Below are 19843 nucleotides of genomic sequence, written 5' to 3' on the forward strand. Positions count from 1 at the left end.
TCAAAATGACAGTCTATTTCATTGGTTAATGAGGATATTATGCGCCTACTTCACACCATGCTGCGCGTTGGCGACCTGCAACGTTCGATTGATTTCTACACTAACGTCCTGGGCATGAAGCTGCTGCGCACCAGCGAAAACCCGGAATACAAATACTCGCTGGCATTTGTGGGTTACGGCCCGGAAACGGATGAAGCGGTGATCGAGCTGACCTACAACTGGGGCGTAGACAGCTATGAGCTGGGTACCGCCTATGGCCATATCGCGCTGGAAGTGGATAACGCGGCCGACGCGTGTGAGCGCATTCGCAGCAACGGCGGTAACGTCACGCGCGAAGCGGGCCCGGTAAAAGGGGGCACCACCGTGATTGCGTTTGTGGAAGATCCGGACGGTTACAAAATCGAGCTGATTGAAGCCAAAGACGCCGGTCGCGGTCTGGGCAACTGATCCCTCAGGGCGCAATCTGCGCCCGTAGTTTTACTGCATCACCCGCCAAAATTTGCCATAATGCGCTCTGCTTTTTCCCCATGTAAGAGACCCTGATGTCCGATAACGCTCAATTTAGCGGTCTGTGCGACCGTTTTCGTGGTTTTTATCCCGTTGTCATTGATGTAGAAACAGCCGGATTTAACGCTAAAACCGATGCGCTGCTCGAAATTGCCGCCATCACGCTGAAGATGGATGAACAGGGCTGGCTTACACCGGACACCACGCTGCATTTCCACGTTGAACCTTTCGAAGGGGCAAACCTGCAGCCAGAGGCGCTGGCGTTTAACGGTATCGATCCGCATAACCCGCTGCGTGGTGCGGTCAGTGAATATGATGCCCTGCACGCCATCTTTAAAATGGTGCGTAAAGGCATGAAAGAGACTAACTGCAGCCGCGCCATCATGGTGGCCCATAACGCCACCTTCGATCACACCTTTACTATGGCCGCAGCCGAGCGCGCCTCGCTCAAGCGCAACCCCTTCCACCCTTTTGTGACCTTCGACACCGCCGCACTGAGCGGTCTGGCGCTGGGACAAACGGTGTTATCAAAGGCCTGTATTACGGCCGGCATTGAATTTGACGGCACGCAGGCGCACTCCGCGCTCTATGACACGGAGCGTACCGCAGAGCTGTTCTGTGAAATCGTCAACCGCTGGAAGCGCCTTGGCGGCTGGCCGCTGCCGATGGGTGATGAGGACGAGCACCAATCGTAGGCCGGGTAAGCGCAGCGCCACCCGACAAAAAAAAAGCGACCACATAGCGGGTCGCTTTTTTATTTCCGCAGAAAATTACTCTGCGTCCGGCTCTTCGGTTTTGTACTTCGCCGCCGTCTCTTTGATCAGCTGCTGCAGTTCGCCGCGCTGATACATTTCAATCAGGATATCGCAGCCGCCAACCAGTTCGCCGTCAACCCACAGCTGTGGGAACGTCGGCCAGTTAGCGTACTTAGGCAGCTCAGCGCGGATGTCCGGGTTCTGCAGGATATCAACGTAAGCAAAACGCTCACCACAGGCTGACAGCGCCTGAACCGCTTGCGCGGAGAAGCCGCAGCTTGGCAGCTTCGGAGAACCTTTCATATACAGCAGAATCGGGTTTTCAGCGATCTGGCGCTGGATTTTTTCAATAGTGGTGCTCATGTCTTGCTTCCTTTAACTTCTGTTACGGCATTCGTCTGACATTGTAGCGGTTCAGACTGGCATCGGAAAATAACATTTTTGTCACGTTTATACATTCTACCCCGAGTCGCGAAAAGTTGCATTGCAAATGGTGTTTACCCCTGCGTCGGCAAGGGTTTTGCTTAGGGAGTGGGCAAATGTGCGACAGAACGATGAATTTTTTTGCACTTGCTAACGAAACAGGATTGTAGATTGAAAAATGCTATTAACTTTCTGGCTTTTTATAGATTAGAATCGACGGGCTTTGTAAATCACACGCGGGTATTATTGATGACCTGCATTTATCAGGGGACTGCCCAGTGGCGCGGATAAATAAAATCTCGATCACGCTCTGTGCTTTACTGTTTACTTCACTTACCTTCACGCCAGTGGCAAACGCCTCTCAGCAGGCGCGGCATTCTGCTGCACAAAAAAGCCATCTGGTGAAAGCCACAGAACGTAAGAAAAAAACCACCGCTAAGAACGACAAGAAAAAAACACCGGCTCAGACAAAACAGACCGCTTCCAGCAAGACGAAAACAAAACCTTCCCGCACAGCCCACTCCGCCAAAAGCAAAGCTTCGCAAACCGCCGCTAACCTCGTGACTGAAAAATGCATCGCGCGTAAAGGCCACAAGGCGAAATGCACGAAGGTCACTAAAATAGCGGAAGTGCATAAAGTGCGCGTACAGAAAGCGCAAAAAACGGCAATGAACAAGCTGATGGGGCAGATTGGCAAACCTTATCACTGGGGCGGCACTTCACCGCGTACCGGTTTTGACTGCAGCGGCCTCGTCTATTACGCCTATAAAGATCTGGTCAAATTCCGCATTCCGCGTACGGCCAACGAGATGTACCACCTGCGCGATGCCTCACCGGTTGACCGCGGCGAGCTGGAGAACGGCGATCTGGTCTTCTTCCGCACGCAGGGCCGCGGCACGGCTGACCACGTCGGCGTCTATGTTGGCAACGGGAAATTCATTCAGTCTCCACGCAGCGGCCAGGATATTCAGATCACCTCGCTCAGTGAAGACTACTGGGTACGCCACTACGTCGGCGCGCGTCGCGTGATGACGCCGAAAACCATTCGCTAACCCCTACCCTGCCACACCCGTGGCAGGGTAAGTTCCTCTTTTGCATACCCTTTCAATTTGCTATCCTGTCCTTGTTGTCTGTGTGGTTATTGGCAACACAAAATACAATAAGGAGAGAAGCAATGTTGTTCGAATTACCTGCACTACCGTATGCAAAAGACGCCCTGGCCCCGCACATCTCTGCGGAAACCCTGGAATACCATTACGGCAAGCATCACCAGACGTACGTCACCAACCTGAACAACCTGATCAAGGGCACCGATTTTGAAGGCAAAACGCTGGAAGAGATCGTCCGCAGCTCAGAGGGTGGCGTATTCAACAACGCGGCTCAGGTGTGGAACCATACCTTCTACTGGCACTGCCTGGCGCCGAACGCCGGTGGCGAGCCAGCCGGTGAGCTGGCTACCGCCATCAACGCCGCCTTTGGCAGCTTCGCGGACTTCAAGGCGAAGTTCACCGATGCCGCCATCAAGAACTTCGGTTCTGGCTGGACGTGGCTGGTTAAAGAGGCGGATGGCAAACTGGCTATCGTCTCCACCTCAAACGCGGGCACCCCGCTGACCACCAGCGCGAAGCCGCTGATGACCGTGGACGTATGGGAACACGCTTACTACATTGATTACCGCAACGCGCGCCCTAACTACCTGGAGCACTTCTGGGCACTGGTTAACTGGGAGTTTGTGGCGAAGAACTTCGCCGCGTAAGAGACACGCAGAAGGGTTCGCCCTTCTGCGTTTTTGGTTTATTCCGCAGCGCAGGCTGCTTCGGGCTGTTTACGACCCGACATCATCACCAGCAGCAGGCCGAGCGCGGCAACGATCGCCCCCATCACCGGCACAAAGCTGTACCCCAGCCCCCCTGAAATTACGGCCCCGCCGGCCGCCGCCCCAAGCGCATTGCCCAGGTTGAAGGCGCCGATATTAACCGAAGATGAGAGCCCGGGCGCTTCATGCGCAACGCGCATCACGCGCATCTGCAGCGGCGGCACCACGGCAAAGGTGGCTGCGCCCCAGACAACCATCGCGATCGCGGCGCCGACTTCATTCCGCGCCAGCCAGGGAATCGCGATCATGATGACAATCAGCAGGGTTAAGAAGCCCTTCAGCGTCCCGCTCACGGAACGGTCGGCAAATTTCCCACCGAGAAAGTTGCCGATCGAGAAGCCCACGCCAATCAGCACCAGCATCGCGGTAACAAAGAGAGGCGTTGCGTGGGTAATGTCATGCAGGACCGGTGAAATATAGGTGTAAAGGGTAAACATCGCCCCTGCCCCCAGCACGGTGGTGAGCAGCGCGGAGAGCACCTGCGGGCGCATCAGCACCGACAGCTCTCTGCGCACATCAGGGCGTTCTCCCGCGCTGCCTTTCGGCAGGGAGAAGAACAGCGCCACCATCGCGACCACGCCCAGTCCGGCCGTCGCCAGGAAGGACATCCGCCAGCCGATCGCTTCCCCCAGCCAGGTTGCCGCAGGCACCCCGCCAATGTTCGCGATGGTCAGCCCCATAAACATGGTGGCCACGGCGCTGGCCTGCTTATGTTTTGGCACCACGCTTGCCGCAACAACCGACCCCAGCCCAAAGAACGCGCCGTGGTTAAGGCTGGTCAGAATGCGGGACAGCATCAGCGTGGTGTAGTCCGGAGAAATAGCGGAAAGCACGTTGCCCAGGGTGAAGATGGCCATCAGGAAAATCAGCGCATTGCGGCGCGCGCGGTGCGAAAGCAGAAGCGTCATCAGCGGCGCCCCGACCATCACGCCGATAGCGTAGGCGCTGATTAACATGCCTGCAGCAGGGATCGAAACGTCTACGCCCCTGGCGATAACGGGCAGTAGCCCCATCGGGGAGAATTCAGTGGTGCCAATCCCAAAAGCGCCAATCGCCAGGGCCAGCAGGGGAAAATTGATTTTCATGCGTCAACTCCGGATGCCGTGTCATGTGGTGACACAGAACAAAGAAGCGGAAAGCATGACATCAATCACAAAAAATGAGAAGTTAACAAAATGGCAAAAGATTTTTGCCAGAGAAGTAACAATCCGGGAAACTGGGAGGAGAAGGCTCTCCCCCCGCGTAAATCAGTGCAGCGCAGCCGTCAGACCCGCCGCGACAATCAGAGCCAGCACAACAACGGTGGTGAACAGCGAAAACTTCAGATCGGAACTCATCAATTTTTCTCCTTTTAATCCCCCCACGAAAAGTGAGCTTGCTCATTTTTGCACAGATTACGTCAAAAATCTTCCTGGATTTATACTGATAACCACTTTACCTCTTCCCCTTTTCATCAAGATAGGACAAAATTCCACGCTAAATTTATTAGCGTACCGGCCATTGACCCCCTCCTGACGTCCCGTGTCGTTTTCCCGGCGTGCCGCAATTCAACATTGCGAGATAAGGGTGAGAGAAGGCAAACGTTTACCTTCAAGTTTTTCAGGAGTTTAGGATATGGTCTGGAGTGACATTTAATGGCAACAATTAAAGACGTAGCAAAACGCGCAAACGTTTCCACTACAACCGTATCACATGTAATTAACAAAACCCGCTTTGTGGCGGAAGAGACGCGCAACGCCGTCTGGGCAGCGATCAAAGAGCTGCACTATTCGCCAAGTGCGGTTGCGCGCAGCCTCAAGGTTAATCACACCAAGTCCATTGGTTTGCTGGCGACCAGCAGTGAAGCGGCCTATTTTGCCGAGATCATTGAAGCGGTAGAGAAAAACTGCTTCCAGAAAGGCTATACCCTGATTCTGGGCAACGCGTGGAACAGCATTGAAAAACAGCGCGCCTACCTGTCGATGATGGCGCAAAAGCGCGTGGATGGCCTGCTGGTGATGTGTTCCGAGTACCCGGAATCCGTGCTGTCGATGCTGGAAGAGTATCGCCATATCCCGATGGTGGTGATGGACTGGGGTGAAGCGCGCGCGGACTTCACCGACTCCGTTATCGACAACGCCTTTGAAGGCGGCTATATGGCGGGCCGTTATCTGATCGAACGCGGTCACCGCGAAATTGGCGTGATCCCGGGTCCGCTGGAGCGCAACACCGGCGCGGGCCGTCTGGCCGGCTTTATGAAAGCGATGGAAGAAGCGCTGATTACCGTGCCGGAAAACTGGATCGTGCAGGGCGACTTTGAGCCGGAGTCAGGCTACCGCGCGATGCAGCAGATTGTTTCCCAGCAGCACCGTCCAACCGCCGTTTTCTGCGGGGGCGACATCATGGCCATGGGCGCGCTCTGCGCTGCCGACGAGCTGGGTCTGCGCGTGCCGCAGGATATTTCCGTGATCGGGTATGATAACGTGCGTAACGCGCGCTTCTTTACCCCGGCGCTGACCACCATTCACCAGCCGAAAGATTCGCTGGGCGAAACGGCCTTCAACATGCTGCTGGACAGGATCGTCAACAAACGCGAAGAGTCGCAGTCCATTGAAGTTCACCCGCGCCTCATCGAACGCCGTTCCGTTGCGGATGGTCCGTTCCGCGACTACCGTCGCTAATCCCTTTACGGGGCCAGCTATGCTGGCTCCCGTAACCACTCCCGGTTTAGCGTTTCGCTGTCGCCCAGATAATCCAGCAGCCAAGCCATCGCTGGCGAGACATCATTTTGCTGCCAGGTCAGGCAGCATGCCGCATCCGGGAACGGATTCTCCAGCGTCAGCGCCACCCACTCGCCGGTATCAATGCGCGGACGCGCAAAATGAACGGGCACCATCGCGACGCACAGCCCGGCGCTGAGGCACGTCGCCGACGATTCCCAGTCAGGAGCCACCACCCGCCGCTGGTTGTCCAGCAGCCAGGTGATACGCTTGGGCAATGAACGGGAGGTATCCTCCAGCACCAGCGACGGCCAGTTGCGCAACGTATCGTCGCTCAGCGGCCCTTCCATCGCCGCCAGCGGGTGATCGCGTGCCACCACGCATTTCCAGCTCAGCATCCCCATATCGCGGAAGGCGTAACGTCCCCCGACCGGGATCGCCTGCGTGGCGCCAATCGCCATCTCCACCCTGCCGTCCGCCAGCGCATCCCAGACGCCGTTGAACACCTCCTGGGAGATCCGCAGCTCAACGTCAGAGAAATGACGATAGAAATCGACGATCATTTGCCGGGTGCGTTCCGGCTTCACGATGTTATCCACCGCGATGGAGAGATGTCCCCGCCAGCCGTTGGCGATCTGCTGACACTGCTCGCGGGTGATCTGCATTTTTTTGATAACAGAACGCCCTTCCTTCAAAAACAACGCCCCGGCGGGGGTTAATTCCACGTCGCGATGCCGCCGTTCAAACAGCGGAACCGCCAGCCACTCCTCAAGCTGACGCACCGTGTAGCTGATGGCTGAAGGGACGCGGTGCAGCTCCTGCGCCGCACCGCTAAAGCTGCCGTTACGTGCAACAGCATCGACCACTTCAAGAGAATAATCTGACCACATTTTCTGCCTGCAAAAATTTTGAATGCACCCGCCAAATATTAGCGTTTCACAAGCCGCTTTGCACTCCCTACACTCTGCGCCAACGTACACCTGCCTCCTCAGGAGAATAAAAGAATGCAACCCAGGAAAGGATTTTTAGTCTGGCTCGGCGGCTTAAGCGTGCTGGGCTTTTTAGCCACCGACATGTACCTGCCGGCGTTTGCCGCGATGCAGGAAGATCTGCAAACCCCTGCCGCGGCCATCAGCGCCAGCCTGAGCTTATTCCTCGCCGGTTTTGCCTTCGCCCAGCTGCTGTGGGGACCGCTCTCGGATCGCTTTGGTCGTAAACCCGTCCTGCTGCTGGGGCTGGCCATTTTTGCCGTGGGCTGCCTGGGGATGCTGTGGGTGCGCGACGCCACCTGGCTTCTGGTGCTGCGCTTCATTCAGGCCGTGGGCGTCTGTGCCGCGGCGGTGACCTGGCAGGCGCTGGTCACCGACTACTATCCGGCAAACCGTACCAACCGTATTTTCGCGACCATTATGCCGCTGGTAGGTCTCTCACCTGCCCTCGCTCCCCTGCTGGGCAGCTGGATCCTCGCGCACTTCGACTGGCAGGCGATCTTTGCCACGCTGTTTGCCATCACCCTGGTGCTGATGCTGCCGGCGTTCGGCCTCAAGCCCGCGCATAAAAAAGAGGTGCATGCCGACGCGAAGCCGATCACCTTCACCTCCCTGCTGAGCGCCAAAGCGTATCGCGGGAATGTCCTGATCTATGCCGCCTGTTCGGCCAGCTTCTTCGCGTGGCTTACCGGCTCGCCGTTTATTCTGCACGATATGGGCTACAGCCCGGCGGCCATCGGTCTGAGCTATGTTCCGCAGACCATCGCATTCCTGGTCGGCGGGTACGGCTGCCGCGCGGCGCTGCAAAAATGGGAAGGTCAGCAGATGCTGCCATGGCTGCTGGTGCTCTATGCGCTGAGCGTCATCGGTACCTGGGCCGTCGGGTTTATTCCGGGCGCAGGCCTGGCCGAAATTTTGATCCCCTTCTGCGTGATGGCCGTGGCGAACGGCGCGATTTACCCGATTGTGGTAGCACAGGCGTTACGTCCGTTCCCGCAGGCGACAGGCCGCGCCGCCGCGCTGCAAAATACCCTGCAGCTGGGGCTGTGCTTCCTGGCAAGCCTGGTGGTCTCCGCGCTGATTGCGACGCCGCTATTAACCACCACCAGCGTGATGCTGGTTACCGTTGCGCTGGCGGTTTTGGGCTATCGCATGCAGTCGGCCGCTCGGCGCGAGCACAATGCGCGAACGCAGGCAGAAACCTCGCGTGCCTGATTGCGCCAGAAATCATGTTACATTTCAGTGATTAGGTTGCTAACAATTTTCTATTGAATCACCAAATTTTGAGGCCTATACTAAATTTGGTTCGATTAAATACGATAAATATTAAGTGTTAACGGGAGCCGGAGCGCTCCCGTTTTACCATGGAAGGCATTTCGGCAAGGGTTATCTCCCTTCCTCTGTTCTACGTCGGATACTAGCCTCGCGGTTTTTACCGTGAGATTTCTCACAAACCAAAAAAGCGTCTACGCTGTTTGAAGGTTCTGATCACATCAGGGTGATGGAGAAGCTATGAGTTCATCGTGTATAGAAGAAGTCAGCGTTCCGGACGACAACTGGTCCCGGATCGTCAGTGAACTGTTAGGTCGAGCAGGCATCACTATCAATGGATCATCGCCATCCGATCCCCAGGTTAAACATCCCGACTTTTTTAAACGCGTCTTGCGGGAGGGATCGTTAGGCCTGGGCGAAAGCTACATGGACGGCTGGTGGGAGTGCGAGCGTCTGGATACCTTTTTTGCCAGCGTGCTGCGTGCCGGTCTTGAAAATCAACTCCCTCGCAATCTGAAAGACACCCTGCGCGTCGCCTCTGCCCGTCTGTTCAACCTGCAAAGTAAAAAACGCGCATGGATCGTCGGTAAAGAGCATTACGATCTGGGCAATGACCTGTTCAGCCGGATGCTGGACCCTTTCATGCAATACTCCTGCGGCTACTGGAAAGACGCGTCGACGCTTGAGGAGGCCCAGCAGGCCAAGCTGCGTCTAATCAGCGAGAAGCTGCAGCTGCAGCCCGGCATGCGCGTGCTGGATATCGGCTGCGGCTGGGGCGGGCTGGCGTACTTTATGGCGAAGAACTACGGCGTCAGCGTGGTCGGCGTAACGATTTCAGCAGAACAGCAAAAGATGGCGCGGGAACGCTGCCAGGGTCTCGATGTGGACATCCGGCTGCAGGATTACCGCGACCTGAACGAGCAGTTTGACCGGATCGTTTCCGTCGGCATGTTCGAGCACGTCGGGCCGAAAAACTACGATACCTATTTTGAGGTGGTAGATCGTAATCTGAAACCGGACGGCATCTTCCTGCTGCACACCATCGGCTCTAAGCGGACCGACAATAACGTCGACCCGTGGATCAACAAATACATCTTCCCGAATGGCTGTTTACCGTCCGTTCGCCAGATTGCCAACGCTAGTGAATCCCATTTCGTGATGGAAGACTGGCATAACTTTGGCGCGGATTATGACACCACGCTGATGGCATGGCATGCGCGTTTTCAGGAGGCCTGGCCAGAGATTGCGGACAACTATTCTGAACGATTCAAGCGAATGTTTAGCTATTATCTGAATGCCTGCGCGGGGGCATTTCGCGCGCGGGATATTCAGCTCTGGCAGGTGGTTTTCAGCCGCGGAATTGAACACGGCCTGCGGGTCGCACGCTAAAAAAATAACCCCGGATTCCCGGGGTTATTTTTTATTCTTCTTCTACGCTCTTTATTATTGCGGCTTCTTTTGCCGCCAGAACGCGCTCAACCGTATCCACCACCGCCTGGGTTTGCGGATCGATTTCGATATTCACGCGATGCCCCAGCTTTTTCGCGCCAAGCGTAGTACGCTGCAGCGTTTCAGGAATTAAATGCACGCAAAAACGCGTTGGGGTCACTTCCCCCACCGTCAGGCTAATCCCGTCAATGCCAATAAATCCTTTGTAGAGGATGTATTTCATTAATGACGGATCCTGCATTTTAAACCAGATTTGACGGTTATTTTCCGAGGTGACGATTTTCGCCACTTCAGCGGTGGTCATGATGTGCCCCGACATCAGATGGCCGCCAATTTCATCGCTGAACTTCGCTGCCCGTTCAACGTTAACGGTATCGCCTACCGCCAGCTCGCCCAGGTTGGTGATCCGCAGCGTCTCTTTCATTAAATCAAAGCTGATCTGGTTGCCGTTAATTTCGGTTACGGTCAGGCAGCAGCCGTTATGGGCAATCGATGCGCCGGTTTCGATGCCCTCAAGCATATATTCCGGCAGCTCAACAACATGCGTACGGAAATTAGGTTTTTCATCAATGGACACCACTTTGGCAGTGCCCTGTACAATACCAGTAAACATGCTTACAACTCCTGTTTTTTCCAGACGGTGGTGACACCGTTTAATCCCACCACAATAACAGTTGGAAAAACAGGTTGCCAGCGGAGCGCATTTTCTGGCGATTTTTTCACTAGATAAATAGCTAAAGCCCGCTACAATAGCTGGCACCCCCCTGCATCTTCTTCTTGCTGCCCGTTTCGGCGGCTTTTTTAGTCTTTCAAATAATTACAAAATAAAGGTGTTCACGTGCAGAAGTACATGAATGAAGCGCGCCAGTTATTGGCACTGGCTATACCCGTGATCGTCGCGCAAGTGGCCCAGACCGCAATGGGATTTGTGGATACGGTAATGGCAGGCGGCTACAGCGCCACCGACATGGCGGCGGTGGCCATCGGCACGTCAATCTGGCTTCCGGCCATCCTGTTCGGCCACGGTCTGCTGCTCGCGCTCACGCCGGTTATCGCTCAGCTAAACGGTTCGGGCCGCCGCGAGCGCATTGCCCATCAGGTGCGTCAGGGTTTCTGGCTGGCCGGGTTTGTCTCCGTGCTGATCATGGTCGTGCTCTGGAACGCGGGCCACATCATTCGCGCTATGCATAACATTGATCCTGCTCTGGCGGATAAAGCCGTGGGCTATCTGCGCGCGCTGCTGTGGGGCGCGCCGGGCTATCTCTTTTTCCAGGTGGCGCGTAACCAGTGTGAGGGTCTGGCGAAAACCAAGCCCGGCATGGTGATGGGCTTTATCGGTTTGCTGGTCAATATTCCGGTGAACTATGTCTTTATTTACGGTCATTTCGGGATGCCGGAGCTGGGCGGCGTTGGCTGCGGCGTGGCAACAGCCGCCGTTTACTGGGTGATGTTCTTCGCGATGATCGCTTTTGTAAAACGCGCCCGTTCCATGCGCGATATTCGCAACGAGAACAGGTTCAGCACGCCGGACTGGAACATCATGACGCGTCTGGTGCAGCTAGGGCTGCCGATTGCCCTCGCGCTGTTCTTTGAGGTGACCCTGTTTGCCGTCGTCGCCCTGCTGGTCTCCCCGCTGGGCATTGTGAACGTGGCCGGTCACCAGATTGCGCTCAACTTCAGCTCCCTGATGTTCGTCCTGCCCATGTCGCTGGCGGCGGCGGTCACGATTCGCGTGGGCTTCCGCCTGGGCCAGGGCTCAACGCTGGATGCGCAAACGGCCGCCCGCACCGGGCTGGGCGTCGGCGTCTGCATGGCAGTCTGCACGGCGCTCTTTACCGTTGCCCTACGCGAGCAGATTGCCCTGCTCTACAACGACAACCCGGAAGTGGTCACGCTGGCTTCGCACCTGATGCTGCTGGCCGCGATTTACCAGATTTCTGACTCCATTCAGGTGATAGGCAGCGGCGTGCTTCGCGGATATAAAGACACGCGCTCCATCTTCTTTATCACCTTCATCGCCTACTGGGTGCTGGGTCTGCCGTGTGGCTATATTCTGGCGTTGACCGACCTGGTGGTAGACCGCATGGGGCCTGCCGGGTTCTGGATGGGCTTTATTATCGGCCTGACGTCGGCGGCGATTATGATGATGATGCGCATGCGCTTCCTGCAGCGCCAGCCATCAACGATCATTTTGCAACGCGCTGCACGTTAAATACGCAGTAGCCGCCGCCCGGCGGCTACTTTCTCTTCACTTTGCGCGGTAATACAGCAATCGCGTGAAATCAGAGAGAAAATTGCATTTTCCCTCTTGCCACCTCGATGCTGTGCCGCTAATATTCGTCCCCGTTGTCACCGACAACACGTTGCGTTCATAGCTCAGTTGGTTAGAGCACCACCTTGACATGGTGGGGGTCGTTGGTTAGAGTCCAATTGAACGCACCATTCTGCGTCCGTAGCTCAGTTGGTTAGAGCACCACCTTGACATGGTGGGGGTCGGTGGTTCGAGTCCACTCGGACGCACCATTTCAGTCCTGAAATGGTGCAAATCCTCTTCTGATATCCTGAATTTTCCTAATCCTTCATTTTTATCACTGTTCTCCTGCTACGCTTTCCTCATGGAAAAAAACAGGAAGACCGTCGATGAAGAAAATCGCCATTATCGGTTCCGGCCCAACAGGGATTTATACCTTTTACGCGCTTCTGAACAACCCGCAGCTGCTTGCCATCTCCGTGTTTGAACAAGCTGATGAAGCGGGCGTAGGCATGCCCTATAACGACGACGATAACTCGCGTCTGATGCTGGCAAATATCGCGAGCATTGAAATCCCGCCGATTTTTATGACCTACCTCGACTGGCTTAAGGGCCAGAGCGACGCCCATCTGGCGCGCTTTAAGGTTGATAAAGCCCGCCTGCATGACCGGCAGTTCCTCCCCCGCCTCCTGCTGGGCGAGTATTTCCGCGACAGCTTCCGGTCTATCGTAAAAGAGGCGAAAAAGCGGGGATTTCAGGTTGATGTTCATGAAGCCGCCCGGGTCACCGATATCGCGCCCGACAAAGAAGGCGTCACGCTCTCCGTCAACGGCAGCGCCTTTCCTGAACGCTTCGACCTTGCGGCGATCGCCACCGGCCACGTCTGGCCAGAAGAGGATGAAGCCACGCGAACGTTCTTCCCAAGCCCCTGGTCCGGCCTGATGGATGCCAGTATTCCTCCCTGCCGCGTTGGCATTATGGGGACGTCCCTGAGCGGTCTCGACGCGGCGATGGCGGTCGTGATGCAGCACGGTGCCTTTCGCGACGATAGGTTCGTGCTGGATAAAGGCAGCGACGCGCTGAAGATTGTCCTGATGTCCCGGACGGGCATACTGCCGGAAGCTGATTTTTACTGCCCTATTCCTTACGAACCGTTGTCGGTGTTGACCGAACGCGTGGTCGAAAGCGAGATTGCCAAAGGATCGGATGGCCTGCTCGACCGCATCTTCACCCTGATGGTCAAAGAGCTGCAGCTCGCCGACCCGACATGGTGCGAGAAAATTTCGCTGCATACGCTTAACGCGGACAGCATTCGTGAGGCCTGGTTTGAGGATCGTAAACGGCACGGCCCCTTCACCTGGGCAGAAGATAACCTGAATGAAGTGGAGAAAAATAAGCGCGAGCGCCGCACCGTGGCCTGGCGCTATACCGTGCTTCGGCTGCATGAAGTGGTCCAGGCAATCGTGCCCCATCTTGACGAGCGAGACGCCAGGCGCTTCAAACAAGGGCTGGCGCGGGTATTTATCGATAACTATGCGGCCATTCCTCCGCAGTCGATCCGCAGGCTGCTCGCGCTTCGCGAAGCCGGCATCATTAGCGTAGCGGCGCTCGGAGACGATTACACGCTGGATATTGGCAGCGATCGAACGGTGATTACCACCAAAGAGACCGCTTACCGTTTCGACGTTTTTATTGACGCGCGCGGGCAAAAGCCGCTCAAAACGAGAGATCTGCCCTTTCCGACGCTGCGTAAACAGCTGGAGGCCACGGGCGAAGAGATACCCGACGTCGGCGAAGATTATACCCTGAACGCGCCTGACGCCGTTCGCGGGCGCATCGCCTTCGGCGCAATACCGTGGCTGATGCACGATCGTCCCTTCGTTCAGGGGCTGGCGGAGTGTGCGGAAATAGCGAAAGCCATGGCGAAGGCGGCGGAAAGACCCGCGTCGGGATTGCGGCGGAGATTACCGTATACGGAGGACTGACAGGGCTTCCATGCCCTGCTGTTGCGGATTACTCGAAGAAGACTTCCGGGTTTTCAGACAGCGAAACGAAGGTTTTCGTGCCTTTATCCAGCGCGAGAATTTCGCCGCTTTCAATGTCGTACACCCAGCCGTGCAGGCGGATGGAATTATTACGCAGGCCCACCGCAACGGACGGATGGGTCTTAATGTTGCTCAGCTGCGCAAACACGTTCTCCTGCACCATCGCGTTGACCTTATCGATCGGCTTATCCCAGGTTTTCTTCTCTACCACGGCTTTCGCCGCGTCGGAGTAGCGCAGCCAGTGTGACACGGCCGGCATCGGCTCCAGGTTTGCGTTATCGGCAATCGCCTTCATTGCACCGCAGTTGGAGTGACCGCAAATCACGATATCCGTGACGCCCAGCGCTACAACGGCGTATTCGATGGTAGCGGACACGCCGCCTGGCTCCGGACCGAACGGCGGCACAATGTTGCCAGCATTACGAATGACAAAGAGTTGTCCCGGCTCCTGCTGGGTGACCAGTTCCGGGACCAGACGGCTGTCGGAGCATGAGATGAACAGCGCTTTGGGATTCTGGCTGGACGCTAAACTGCGGAAGAGTTCTTTACGTTGCGGGAAAATCTCTTTTTGAAAGCTGAGAAAACCTTCAATGATATGTTGCATAGCAATGTCTCTTTTATCTGTTTTCGTTTAGGTATGATCGCGATCACACTCGTAAAGTTTACCCACCGCGCTTCACTTCAGACAAGCAATATATTTCTGGCCCGACCGCTGCACAATCTCGTCCGCGCTGGCGAGGATGTTCTGCCCTTCGAACGCGCCGTAAAGACGTTCAAACGTTCTGCCTTCCAGATGACTCACGACCGACGCCACGGCGCGGGCCGGGAGCGGCAGATAGTTCGGGTAGCTCCACATAAACGAGACGGCGTCTTTACCCGGCGTGACCTGCAAAATATCGCCCACCAGCAATACCCCGCCCTCCTCCTGCCAGTGCAGCACCGTTCCGCCGGCAAAATGGCCGCCTAAACGCAGCAGGGTGACCGACGGGAAAATCTCCAGCGCATCTCCCTCCCAGAAATGAATGGCCAGGCTGCGGCGCATCACCCACTCTCTGTCGCTGGCGTGCAGGTACACAGGCGCATCAAACGCCGCAGCCCACTCCTGCATGGTGGTGTAATAGTGCGGATGTGAAATCGCAATCGCGCTGATGCCGCCAAGGGCGGTGATGAGCGTTTTGGTTGCGGGATCGAGGTTGGCGATGCAGTCCCAGAGAATATTGCCGTGGGGCGTTTGCAGCAGCAGCGCCCGCTGGTTAATGGCAAACGCGGGAACCGTTTTGATCCCGAACAGCCGCGGCGCCAGCAGCTGCCATTTGTTGGTATGCGTAGCGGTAACGGTGTCGAGATCGGTCCACGCCTGGCCCGTGGCGGGCACATACTGGCGTTCATCCTCGCAAACAGGGCAGCTGTCCGGCTGCGCATCGTAGGCGGTTCCACAGGTTTTACAGAGGGTAATCATGTGCGCTCCTCAGCGATAAAGCACTGAGTATGGCAGGGATTATCCTTATGTGCTGCGAGGTACATTGCCGGCTTTTTTTGCCCTATACTGTGCCAGTATCAAAAACTGAACAGAGCAGGTGCCACATGGAAATTGATCTCGATAACTTAGTCTTTAGCGGTCTGGATGAAGCAGAAGAGCGTAATGCGGAACGTCTGGACGACGCGGATAAAAAAGCCCAGGCGATTGTCGCCGACGACGACTGCGGCGATGCCTGCAAAATCTAATAAAAAAGCACCGGGAAACCGGTGCTTTTTTATTTCACTCTTTAAACGTCACGCACAGCTCATTCCAGTACATTTCGCGCGTGCGGCGCAGCTCAGCGTGACGTTTTATCATGGAACCACTCCGGGTCAATGTTCGCAACGTCCACGCCATACAGGCTGGCGACGGGCAGGATTGACTCAAGAACACGTTGCGCGCTGTTCTCCGCATTCACTGGTCGGGTCGCAAAAAACCGCCGTAACGTGCTGATCCATTTTTTCATCGTCTTACCCTCTCTCGCCGTGTCTGATCTCAGTTAAACACCCAAACGTCGCGCAGGTGAAATACCAAAATCCACTGTTGATGTGCAGGATCTGCAAATAGCGCCCTGTCCTTTTTCACTTTTCATTAACACCTTGTTCACTAATGCTTTTTTGCTCATAGCAAAGAACGATTTCTTATTTGGCGATAGCTTTCCCTTATGGGAGCGTAGCGGGGTAAAACAAAAACAACGGGATGGCGGATGACTATGGCAGCAAAAATGAAAGGGTTTAACAAACGGGCACTGGTTCTGGGATTACTGGCGGCGGGCAGCCTGCTTTCAGCACAGGCGCAGGCCGATCAGCTGGCGGATATTAAGGCAGCAGGTGTGGTGAAAGTGGCCACCTTTGACGCCAACCCGCCGTTTGGCTCGATTGATGCTAAAACGCATGAAATCGTGGGTTATGACGTGGACTTTGCCAGGGCGCTGGCCAAATCGCTCGGCGTGAAGCTTGAGCTGGTTGCCACCAATCCGGCCAACCGTATTCCTCTTCTGCAGTCCGGGAAAGCCGATCTGATCGTGGCGGATATCACTATCACCCCGGAACGCGCACAGGTGATTGATTTCTCAACGCCTTACTTCGTCACCGGCCAACAGTTCCTGGTGCCGGCGAAATCACCGGACAAGCTTGATGACTATAGCCGGGCGCGCATTGGCGCGGTCAAAGGCACAACGGGCGAGCAGGCGCTGCACCAGCGTTTCCCGCAGTCCCGTGTGCTCTCTTATGACGATATTCCCCTGGCGCTGACGGCGCTGCGCAATGGCAACGTACAGGCCATCACTCAGGACAGCACCATTCTGGCCGGCCTGCTGGCGCAGGCACCGGACAAAGCCAACTTTAAAATCCTGCCCGATCTGCTCAGTAAAGAAGAGATTGGCGTGGGGGTGAAAAAAGGGGAAACCGCGCTGCTGAAGGCCGTTAACGACGAGCTGATTAATCTTGAGAAGAGCGGTCAGGCGGCAAAAATCTACGACGTCTGGTTTGGTCCAGGCACCCCAGCACCGCAGCCTCGCGCCTTTAAAATAGAAGCCAGATAATTATGCTCTCAGGTTTATTTTCACACTCCGCGGCCGGTGCCGCGGATTTTTCACATCTGGAACAGGCCAGCGTCGAATTTCGTCATGTGGAGAAACGCTACGGCGACCATCAGGTTTTAAACGACATTAATCTCACCATCACGCCGGGTGAAGTGGTTGCCATCCTCGGCCCGTCGGGATCCGGAAAATCCACCCTGATCCGCCTTATTAACCAGCTTGAAACCCTGAGCGGCGGGGAGATCCTGGTCGACAACAAGCCTACCGGAACGCTTTCCGGGACCGGGCTGCGTCAGTTACGCAGCCGCGTGGGGTTTGTGTTCCAGCAGTTCAATCTCTACGCCCATCTCACCGCCAGCCAGAACATCACCCTGGCCCTGGAACACGTTCACGGCTGGAAGCCACAGCCCGCCCACGAGCGCGCGCTGGCCCTGCTGGAGAAGGTCGGCATGCTGGAAAAAGCTCACCATTTCCCGGCAGAGCTTTCCGGTGGACAGCAGCAGCGCGTGGCGATTGCCCGCGCCCTGGCCTCTTCACCGCAAATCATCCTGTTCGATGAGCCCACCTCCGCGCTGGATCCGGAGATGATTGGTGAAGTGCTGTACGTAATGAAAGCCCTCGCCCACAGCGGGATCACCATGATTGTCGTGACCCACGAGATGCAGTTTGCCCGGGAAATTGCCGACCGGATTGTTTTTATCGACGGCGGGCAAATTCTGGAAACCGCGCCACCGGCACAGTTTTTCAGTCAGCCATCGCATCCGCGCGCGCAGCGGTTCCTGCAAAAAGTGCTCGACCCGCTGCATCAGGAGCATCCGTAATGCCCGCGCTCGACTGGCAGGGAGTACTGACCGGACAGCCTCTGCAGTGGATACTCTCCGGATTTCTCACCACCCTGTGGGTAACGCTTGCCGGGATGATGCTGGCCAGCCTGCTCGCCCTGCTCTTTATGCTCCTGCGCCTTTCCGGCGGACGACTCGGGAACGCGGTCGTTAGCGGCTGGGTGTCGCTGTTTCGCAATACGCCGCTGCTGGTGCAGCTTCTGTTCTGGTATTTTGCCGCCTGGAACGGGCTGCCGCAGGCGTTTCGCGACGTGGTCAACGCGGATCACAGCTGGTCCATTTTGCCCGGCGACGTCTGGTGGTTTACGCCCGAATTTTTATGTTCTGCCTGGGGTCTGGGCGTGTTTACCTCGGCGTTTTTAATCGAAGAGGTGGAGTCGGGGTTACGCTCCGTGCCTGCCGGACAGCGGGAGGCGGCGCTCGCTCAGGGTTTCTCCGCGTGGCGTCTGTTTCGTTACATCCTGCTGCCGCAGGGGCTGGCCAACGCCTGGCAGCCGGTCGTGGGCCAGTACCTCAATCTGATGAAGCTCTCCTCGCTCGCCAGCGGGATTGGCTTTGCCGAGCTGACCTATCAGGTCAGGCAGATTGAGAGCTATAACGCGCACGCGCTGGAGGCCTTTACCCTTGGTACCGCACTCTACCTGCTGACCGGCCTGATCATGGGGATGGTGCTGGTTCGCCTTGGACCTCAGGCGAAACGTCAGCGTCCAAACTTCGCCAACACAGGGAGTGAAAAACATGATTGCCGGACTTAACGTCATTACCGATAACCTCGATTATCTGCTGTGGGGACGCGCGGCGACGGGTGAACCGGGTGGCGTGTTGCTCTCGTTAATGATGGCGGCCTGGGCTGCCGTCATCGCGCTGCCCGGAGGGATAGTGCTCGCGTGTCTGGCCTGGCGTTTTACCGGGCTTGTGCGAAAAGCCCTCTTTTTGTGGGCAGAGCTGATTCGCGGGATCCCGCTCATCTTCGTGATTTTCTGGATGTGGTATCTCCTGCCGCTTATGACCGGAGGCGATCTGCCGGGGGCGCTGACCGTCACGCTGGCGCTGGCCTGGTTTACCGCGGCAACCGTGATGCACTCGGTGCTGGCCGGGCTTAACGCGCTGCCGTCCGGGCAGCACGAGGCGGCGCTGTCTCAGGGGTTCAGCACCCGGCAAATCCTCTTGCGCGTGCTGCTGCCGCAGGCGCTGAGAAATATTCTGCCGTCTCTGGTGGGGATTTTTATCAGCCTGCTGAAGGATACGTCGCTGGCGTTTATCGTCAACGTCCCGGAGCTGACCACGGTGGCGGGACAGGTCAACAACCGGGTGCAAATCTACCCGGCGGCCATTTTTATCTTTACGGGCGTGGTCTACTACCTGCTCTGCTGCTCGCTCGAGCAGCTTGCAAAACGCTGGCGCCTTATCCGGCCAGCGCTTTAACCACCGTTTCCATTGCCTCGGTTGTCAATGCACTGCGTTTCACGCGCTGGTTCGCCAGCGCGGTACGTAGTACCCCGGCAATGACAATATGCTTTGGCTCCTGCCCTAAATCACGCATCTCAAGCACCACCTTTCCGACCACCCGGCACATCTCCTGATACAGCGCTTCATCTTTGGTCACGTTACCCATCGTCATCACTCCATTGCCTAGTAAACGTTGAGCTTAAATGATTCTCCTGCCGGATACAAAA

General features: G+C 56.4%; 23 protein-coding genes and 2 tRNA genes. 16 read left to right on the forward strand and 9 right to left on the reverse strand.

What is annotated here, in order from left to right; all coding sequences use genetic code 11:
- The first annotated feature begins 39 nt into the window (after nt 1–39).
- Both gloA and rnt read left to right on the forward strand, forming a co-directional pair.
- Nucleotides 40–447, forward strand: coding sequence for a lactoylglutathione lyase (gene gloA / locus ACJBF3_RS06570; RefSeq protein WP_032639989.1), 408 nt, complete (start codon nt 40–42; stop codon nt 445–447).
- A 95-nt stretch (nt 448–542) separates the two neighbouring features.
- The gene (gene rnt, locus ACJBF3_RS06575; protein WP_045327114.1) at nt 543–1202 is read left to right on the forward strand and encodes a ribonuclease T; all 660 of its coding nucleotides are present in this window, start codon (nt 543–545) and stop codon (nt 1200–1202) included.
- Nucleotides 1203–1277: 75 nt separating this feature from the next.
- Here rnt and grxD read toward each other — a convergent pair whose 3' ends face one another.
- Nucleotides 1278–1625 carry a monothiol glutaredoxin 4 gene (gene grxD / locus ACJBF3_RS06580; protein WP_003832760.1) on the reverse strand — a complete coding sequence of 116 codons (348 nt, stop codon included), beginning with the start codon at nt 1623–1625 and terminating at the stop codon, nt 1278–1280.
- A gap of 338 nt (nt 1626–1963) precedes the next feature.
- Between grxD and ACJBF3_RS06585 the strand changes: the two genes are divergently transcribed.
- Complete coding sequence (locus ACJBF3_RS06585; RefSeq protein ID WP_045327113.1) at nt 1964–2737, forward strand: C40 family peptidase; 774 nt, start codon at nt 1964–1966, stop codon at nt 2735–2737.
- A 122-nt stretch (nt 2738–2859) separates the two neighbouring features.
- Nucleotides 2860–3441 (forward strand): superoxide dismutase [Fe], encoded by a 582-nt coding sequence (gene sodB / locus ACJBF3_RS06590; RefSeq protein ID WP_045327112.1) that lies wholly within the window; start codon nt 2860–2862, stop codon nt 3439–3441.
- Nucleotides 3442–3479: 38 nt separating this feature from the next.
- On the opposite strand, the gene ACJBF3_RS06595 is transcribed toward sodB, so the two are convergent.
- Both ACJBF3_RS06595 and ACJBF3_RS06600 read right to left on the reverse strand, forming a co-directional pair.
- Nucleotides 3480–4646 (reverse strand): MFS transporter, encoded by a 1167-nt coding sequence (locus tag ACJBF3_RS06595; protein ID WP_045327111.1) that lies wholly within the window; start codon nt 4644–4646, stop codon nt 3480–3482.
- Nucleotides 4647–4808: 162 nt separating this feature from the next.
- On the reverse strand, nt 4809–4898 hold the full coding sequence (locus ACJBF3_RS06600) for a YnhF family membrane protein (protein WP_008500596.1): 90 nt from the start codon (nt 4896–4898) through the stop codon (nt 4809–4811).
- A gap of 297 nt (nt 4899–5195) precedes the next feature.
- On the opposite strand from ACJBF3_RS06600, the gene purR reads away from it, so the two are divergent.
- The gene (purR, locus tag ACJBF3_RS06605; RefSeq protein WP_014883552.1) at nt 5196–6221 is read left to right on the forward strand and encodes an HTH-type transcriptional repressor PurR; all 1026 of its coding nucleotides are present in this window, start codon (nt 5196–5198) and stop codon (nt 6219–6221) included.
- A gap of 17 nt (nt 6222–6238) precedes the next feature.
- On the opposite strand, the gene punR is transcribed toward purR, so the two are convergent.
- On the reverse strand, nt 6239–7150 hold the full coding sequence (gene punR, locus ACJBF3_RS06610; protein WP_047717837.1) for a DNA-binding transcriptional activator PunR: 912 nt from the start codon (nt 7148–7150) through the stop codon (nt 6239–6241).
- A 114-nt stretch (nt 7151–7264) separates the two neighbouring features.
- Here punR and punC point away from each other — a divergent pair, with 114 nt between their 5' ends.
- Nucleotides 7265–8464, forward strand: a complete 1200-nt coding sequence (punC, locus tag ACJBF3_RS06615) for a purine nucleoside transporter PunC (protein ID WP_045327109.1) — start codon at nt 7265–7267, stop codon at nt 8462–8464.
- Between the two features lie 297 nt (nt 8465–8761).
- Entirely contained in the window at nt 8762–9910 is a 1149-nt protein-coding gene (gene cfa / locus ACJBF3_RS06620; RefSeq protein ID WP_045327108.1) for a cyclopropane fatty acyl phospholipid synthase, read from the forward strand.
- Between the two features lie 31 nt (nt 9911–9941).
- Here the strand turns inward: cfa and ACJBF3_RS06625 are convergent, their stop codons facing one another.
- The gene (locus tag ACJBF3_RS06625) at nt 9942–10583 is read right to left on the reverse strand and encodes a riboflavin synthase (RefSeq protein WP_045327107.1); all 642 of its coding nucleotides are present in this window, start codon (nt 10581–10583) and stop codon (nt 9942–9944) included.
- A 225-nt stretch (nt 10584–10808) separates the two neighbouring features.
- Between ACJBF3_RS06625 and mdtK the strand changes: the two genes are divergently transcribed.
- The 4 genes from mdtK (at nt 10809) to ACJBF3_RS06645 (ending at nt 14206) form a co-directional block, all read left to right on the forward strand.
- Nucleotides 10809–12182 carry an MdtK family multidrug efflux MATE transporter gene (mdtK, locus tag ACJBF3_RS06630; RefSeq protein ID WP_045327106.1) on the forward strand — a complete coding sequence of 458 codons (1374 nt, stop codon included), beginning with the start codon at nt 10809–10811 and terminating at the stop codon, nt 12180–12182.
- 153 nt (nt 12183–12335) lie between these two features.
- Nucleotides 12336–12412: transfer RNA gene (locus tag ACJBF3_RS06635), tRNA-Val, on the forward strand.
- Between the two features lie 4 nt (nt 12413–12416).
- Nucleotides 12417–12493 (forward strand) — tRNA-Val (locus ACJBF3_RS06640).
- Nucleotides 12494–12610: 117 nt separating this feature from the next.
- Nucleotides 12611–14206 (forward strand): FAD-NAD(P)-binding protein, encoded by a 1596-nt coding sequence (locus ACJBF3_RS06645; protein ID WP_406544850.1) that lies wholly within the window; start codon nt 12611–12613, stop codon nt 14204–14206.
- Nucleotides 14207–14234: 28 nt separating this feature from the next.
- Here ACJBF3_RS06645 and ACJBF3_RS06650 read toward each other — a convergent pair whose 3' ends face one another.
- Nucleotides 14235–14870, reverse strand: a complete 636-nt coding sequence (locus tag ACJBF3_RS06650) for a carbonic anhydrase (protein WP_025758321.1) — start codon at nt 14868–14870, stop codon at nt 14235–14237.
- Nucleotides 14871–14942: 72 nt separating this feature from the next.
- A complete protein-coding gene (locus ACJBF3_RS06655; RefSeq protein WP_045327104.1) occupies nt 14943–15725 on the reverse strand; it encodes an MBL fold metallo-hydrolase in 783 nt (260 codons plus the stop codon).
- A 125-nt stretch (nt 15726–15850) separates the two neighbouring features.
- Between ACJBF3_RS06655 and ACJBF3_RS06660 the strand changes: the two genes are divergently transcribed.
- Nucleotides 15851–15991, forward strand: a complete 141-nt coding sequence (locus ACJBF3_RS06660; RefSeq protein WP_032639964.1) for a hypothetical protein — start codon at nt 15851–15853, stop codon at nt 15989–15991.
- 92 nt (nt 15992–16083) lie between these two features.
- On the opposite strand, the gene ACJBF3_RS06665 is transcribed toward ACJBF3_RS06660, so the two are convergent.
- On the reverse strand, nt 16084–16251 hold the full coding sequence (locus ACJBF3_RS06665) for a hypothetical protein (RefSeq protein ID WP_014831607.1): 168 nt from the start codon (nt 16249–16251) through the stop codon (nt 16084–16086).
- Between the two features lie 246 nt (nt 16252–16497).
- Between ACJBF3_RS06665 and ACJBF3_RS06670 the strand changes: the two genes are divergently transcribed.
- From ACJBF3_RS06670 to ACJBF3_RS06685, 4 genes are read left to right on the forward strand one after another with little or no spacing between them, the layout of a single operon-like run.
- A complete protein-coding gene (locus tag ACJBF3_RS06670) occupies nt 16498–17328 on the forward strand; it encodes an ABC transporter substrate-binding protein (protein ID WP_161799251.1) in 831 nt (276 codons plus the stop codon).
- 2 nt (nt 17329–17330) lie between these two features.
- Nucleotides 17331–18146, forward strand: a complete 816-nt coding sequence (locus tag ACJBF3_RS06675; RefSeq protein ID WP_032639958.1) for an amino acid ABC transporter ATP-binding protein — start codon at nt 17331–17333, stop codon at nt 18144–18146.
- On the forward strand, nt 18146–18922 hold the full coding sequence (locus tag ACJBF3_RS06680; protein ID WP_045327103.1) for an amino acid ABC transporter permease: 777 nt from the start codon (nt 18146–18148) through the stop codon (nt 18920–18922). Before ACJBF3_RS06675 ends, ACJBF3_RS06680 begins: the two co-directional genes overlap by 1 nt.
- Nucleotides 18906–19592, forward strand: a complete 687-nt coding sequence (locus tag ACJBF3_RS06685; RefSeq protein WP_045327102.1) for an amino acid ABC transporter permease — start codon at nt 18906–18908, stop codon at nt 19590–19592. The genes ACJBF3_RS06680 and ACJBF3_RS06685 overlap by 17 nt, the downstream gene beginning before the upstream one ends.
- Here ACJBF3_RS06685 and fumD read toward each other — a convergent pair.
- Nucleotides 19573–19782, reverse strand: a complete 210-nt coding sequence (gene fumD, locus ACJBF3_RS06690) for a fumarate hydratase FumD (RefSeq protein ID WP_023343959.1) — start codon at nt 19780–19782, stop codon at nt 19573–19575. The two genes, ACJBF3_RS06685 and fumD, sit on opposite strands and share 20 nt — an antisense overlap.
- Between the last annotated feature and the right edge of the window lie 61 nt (nt 19783–19843).

Origin of the sequence: Enterobacter sp. PP-008-ECC_S150 (assembly GCF_045257065.1) — a bacterium.
Taxonomy (GTDB): Bacteria; Pseudomonadota; Gammaproteobacteria; order Enterobacterales; family Enterobacteriaceae; genus Enterobacter; species Enterobacter chengduensis.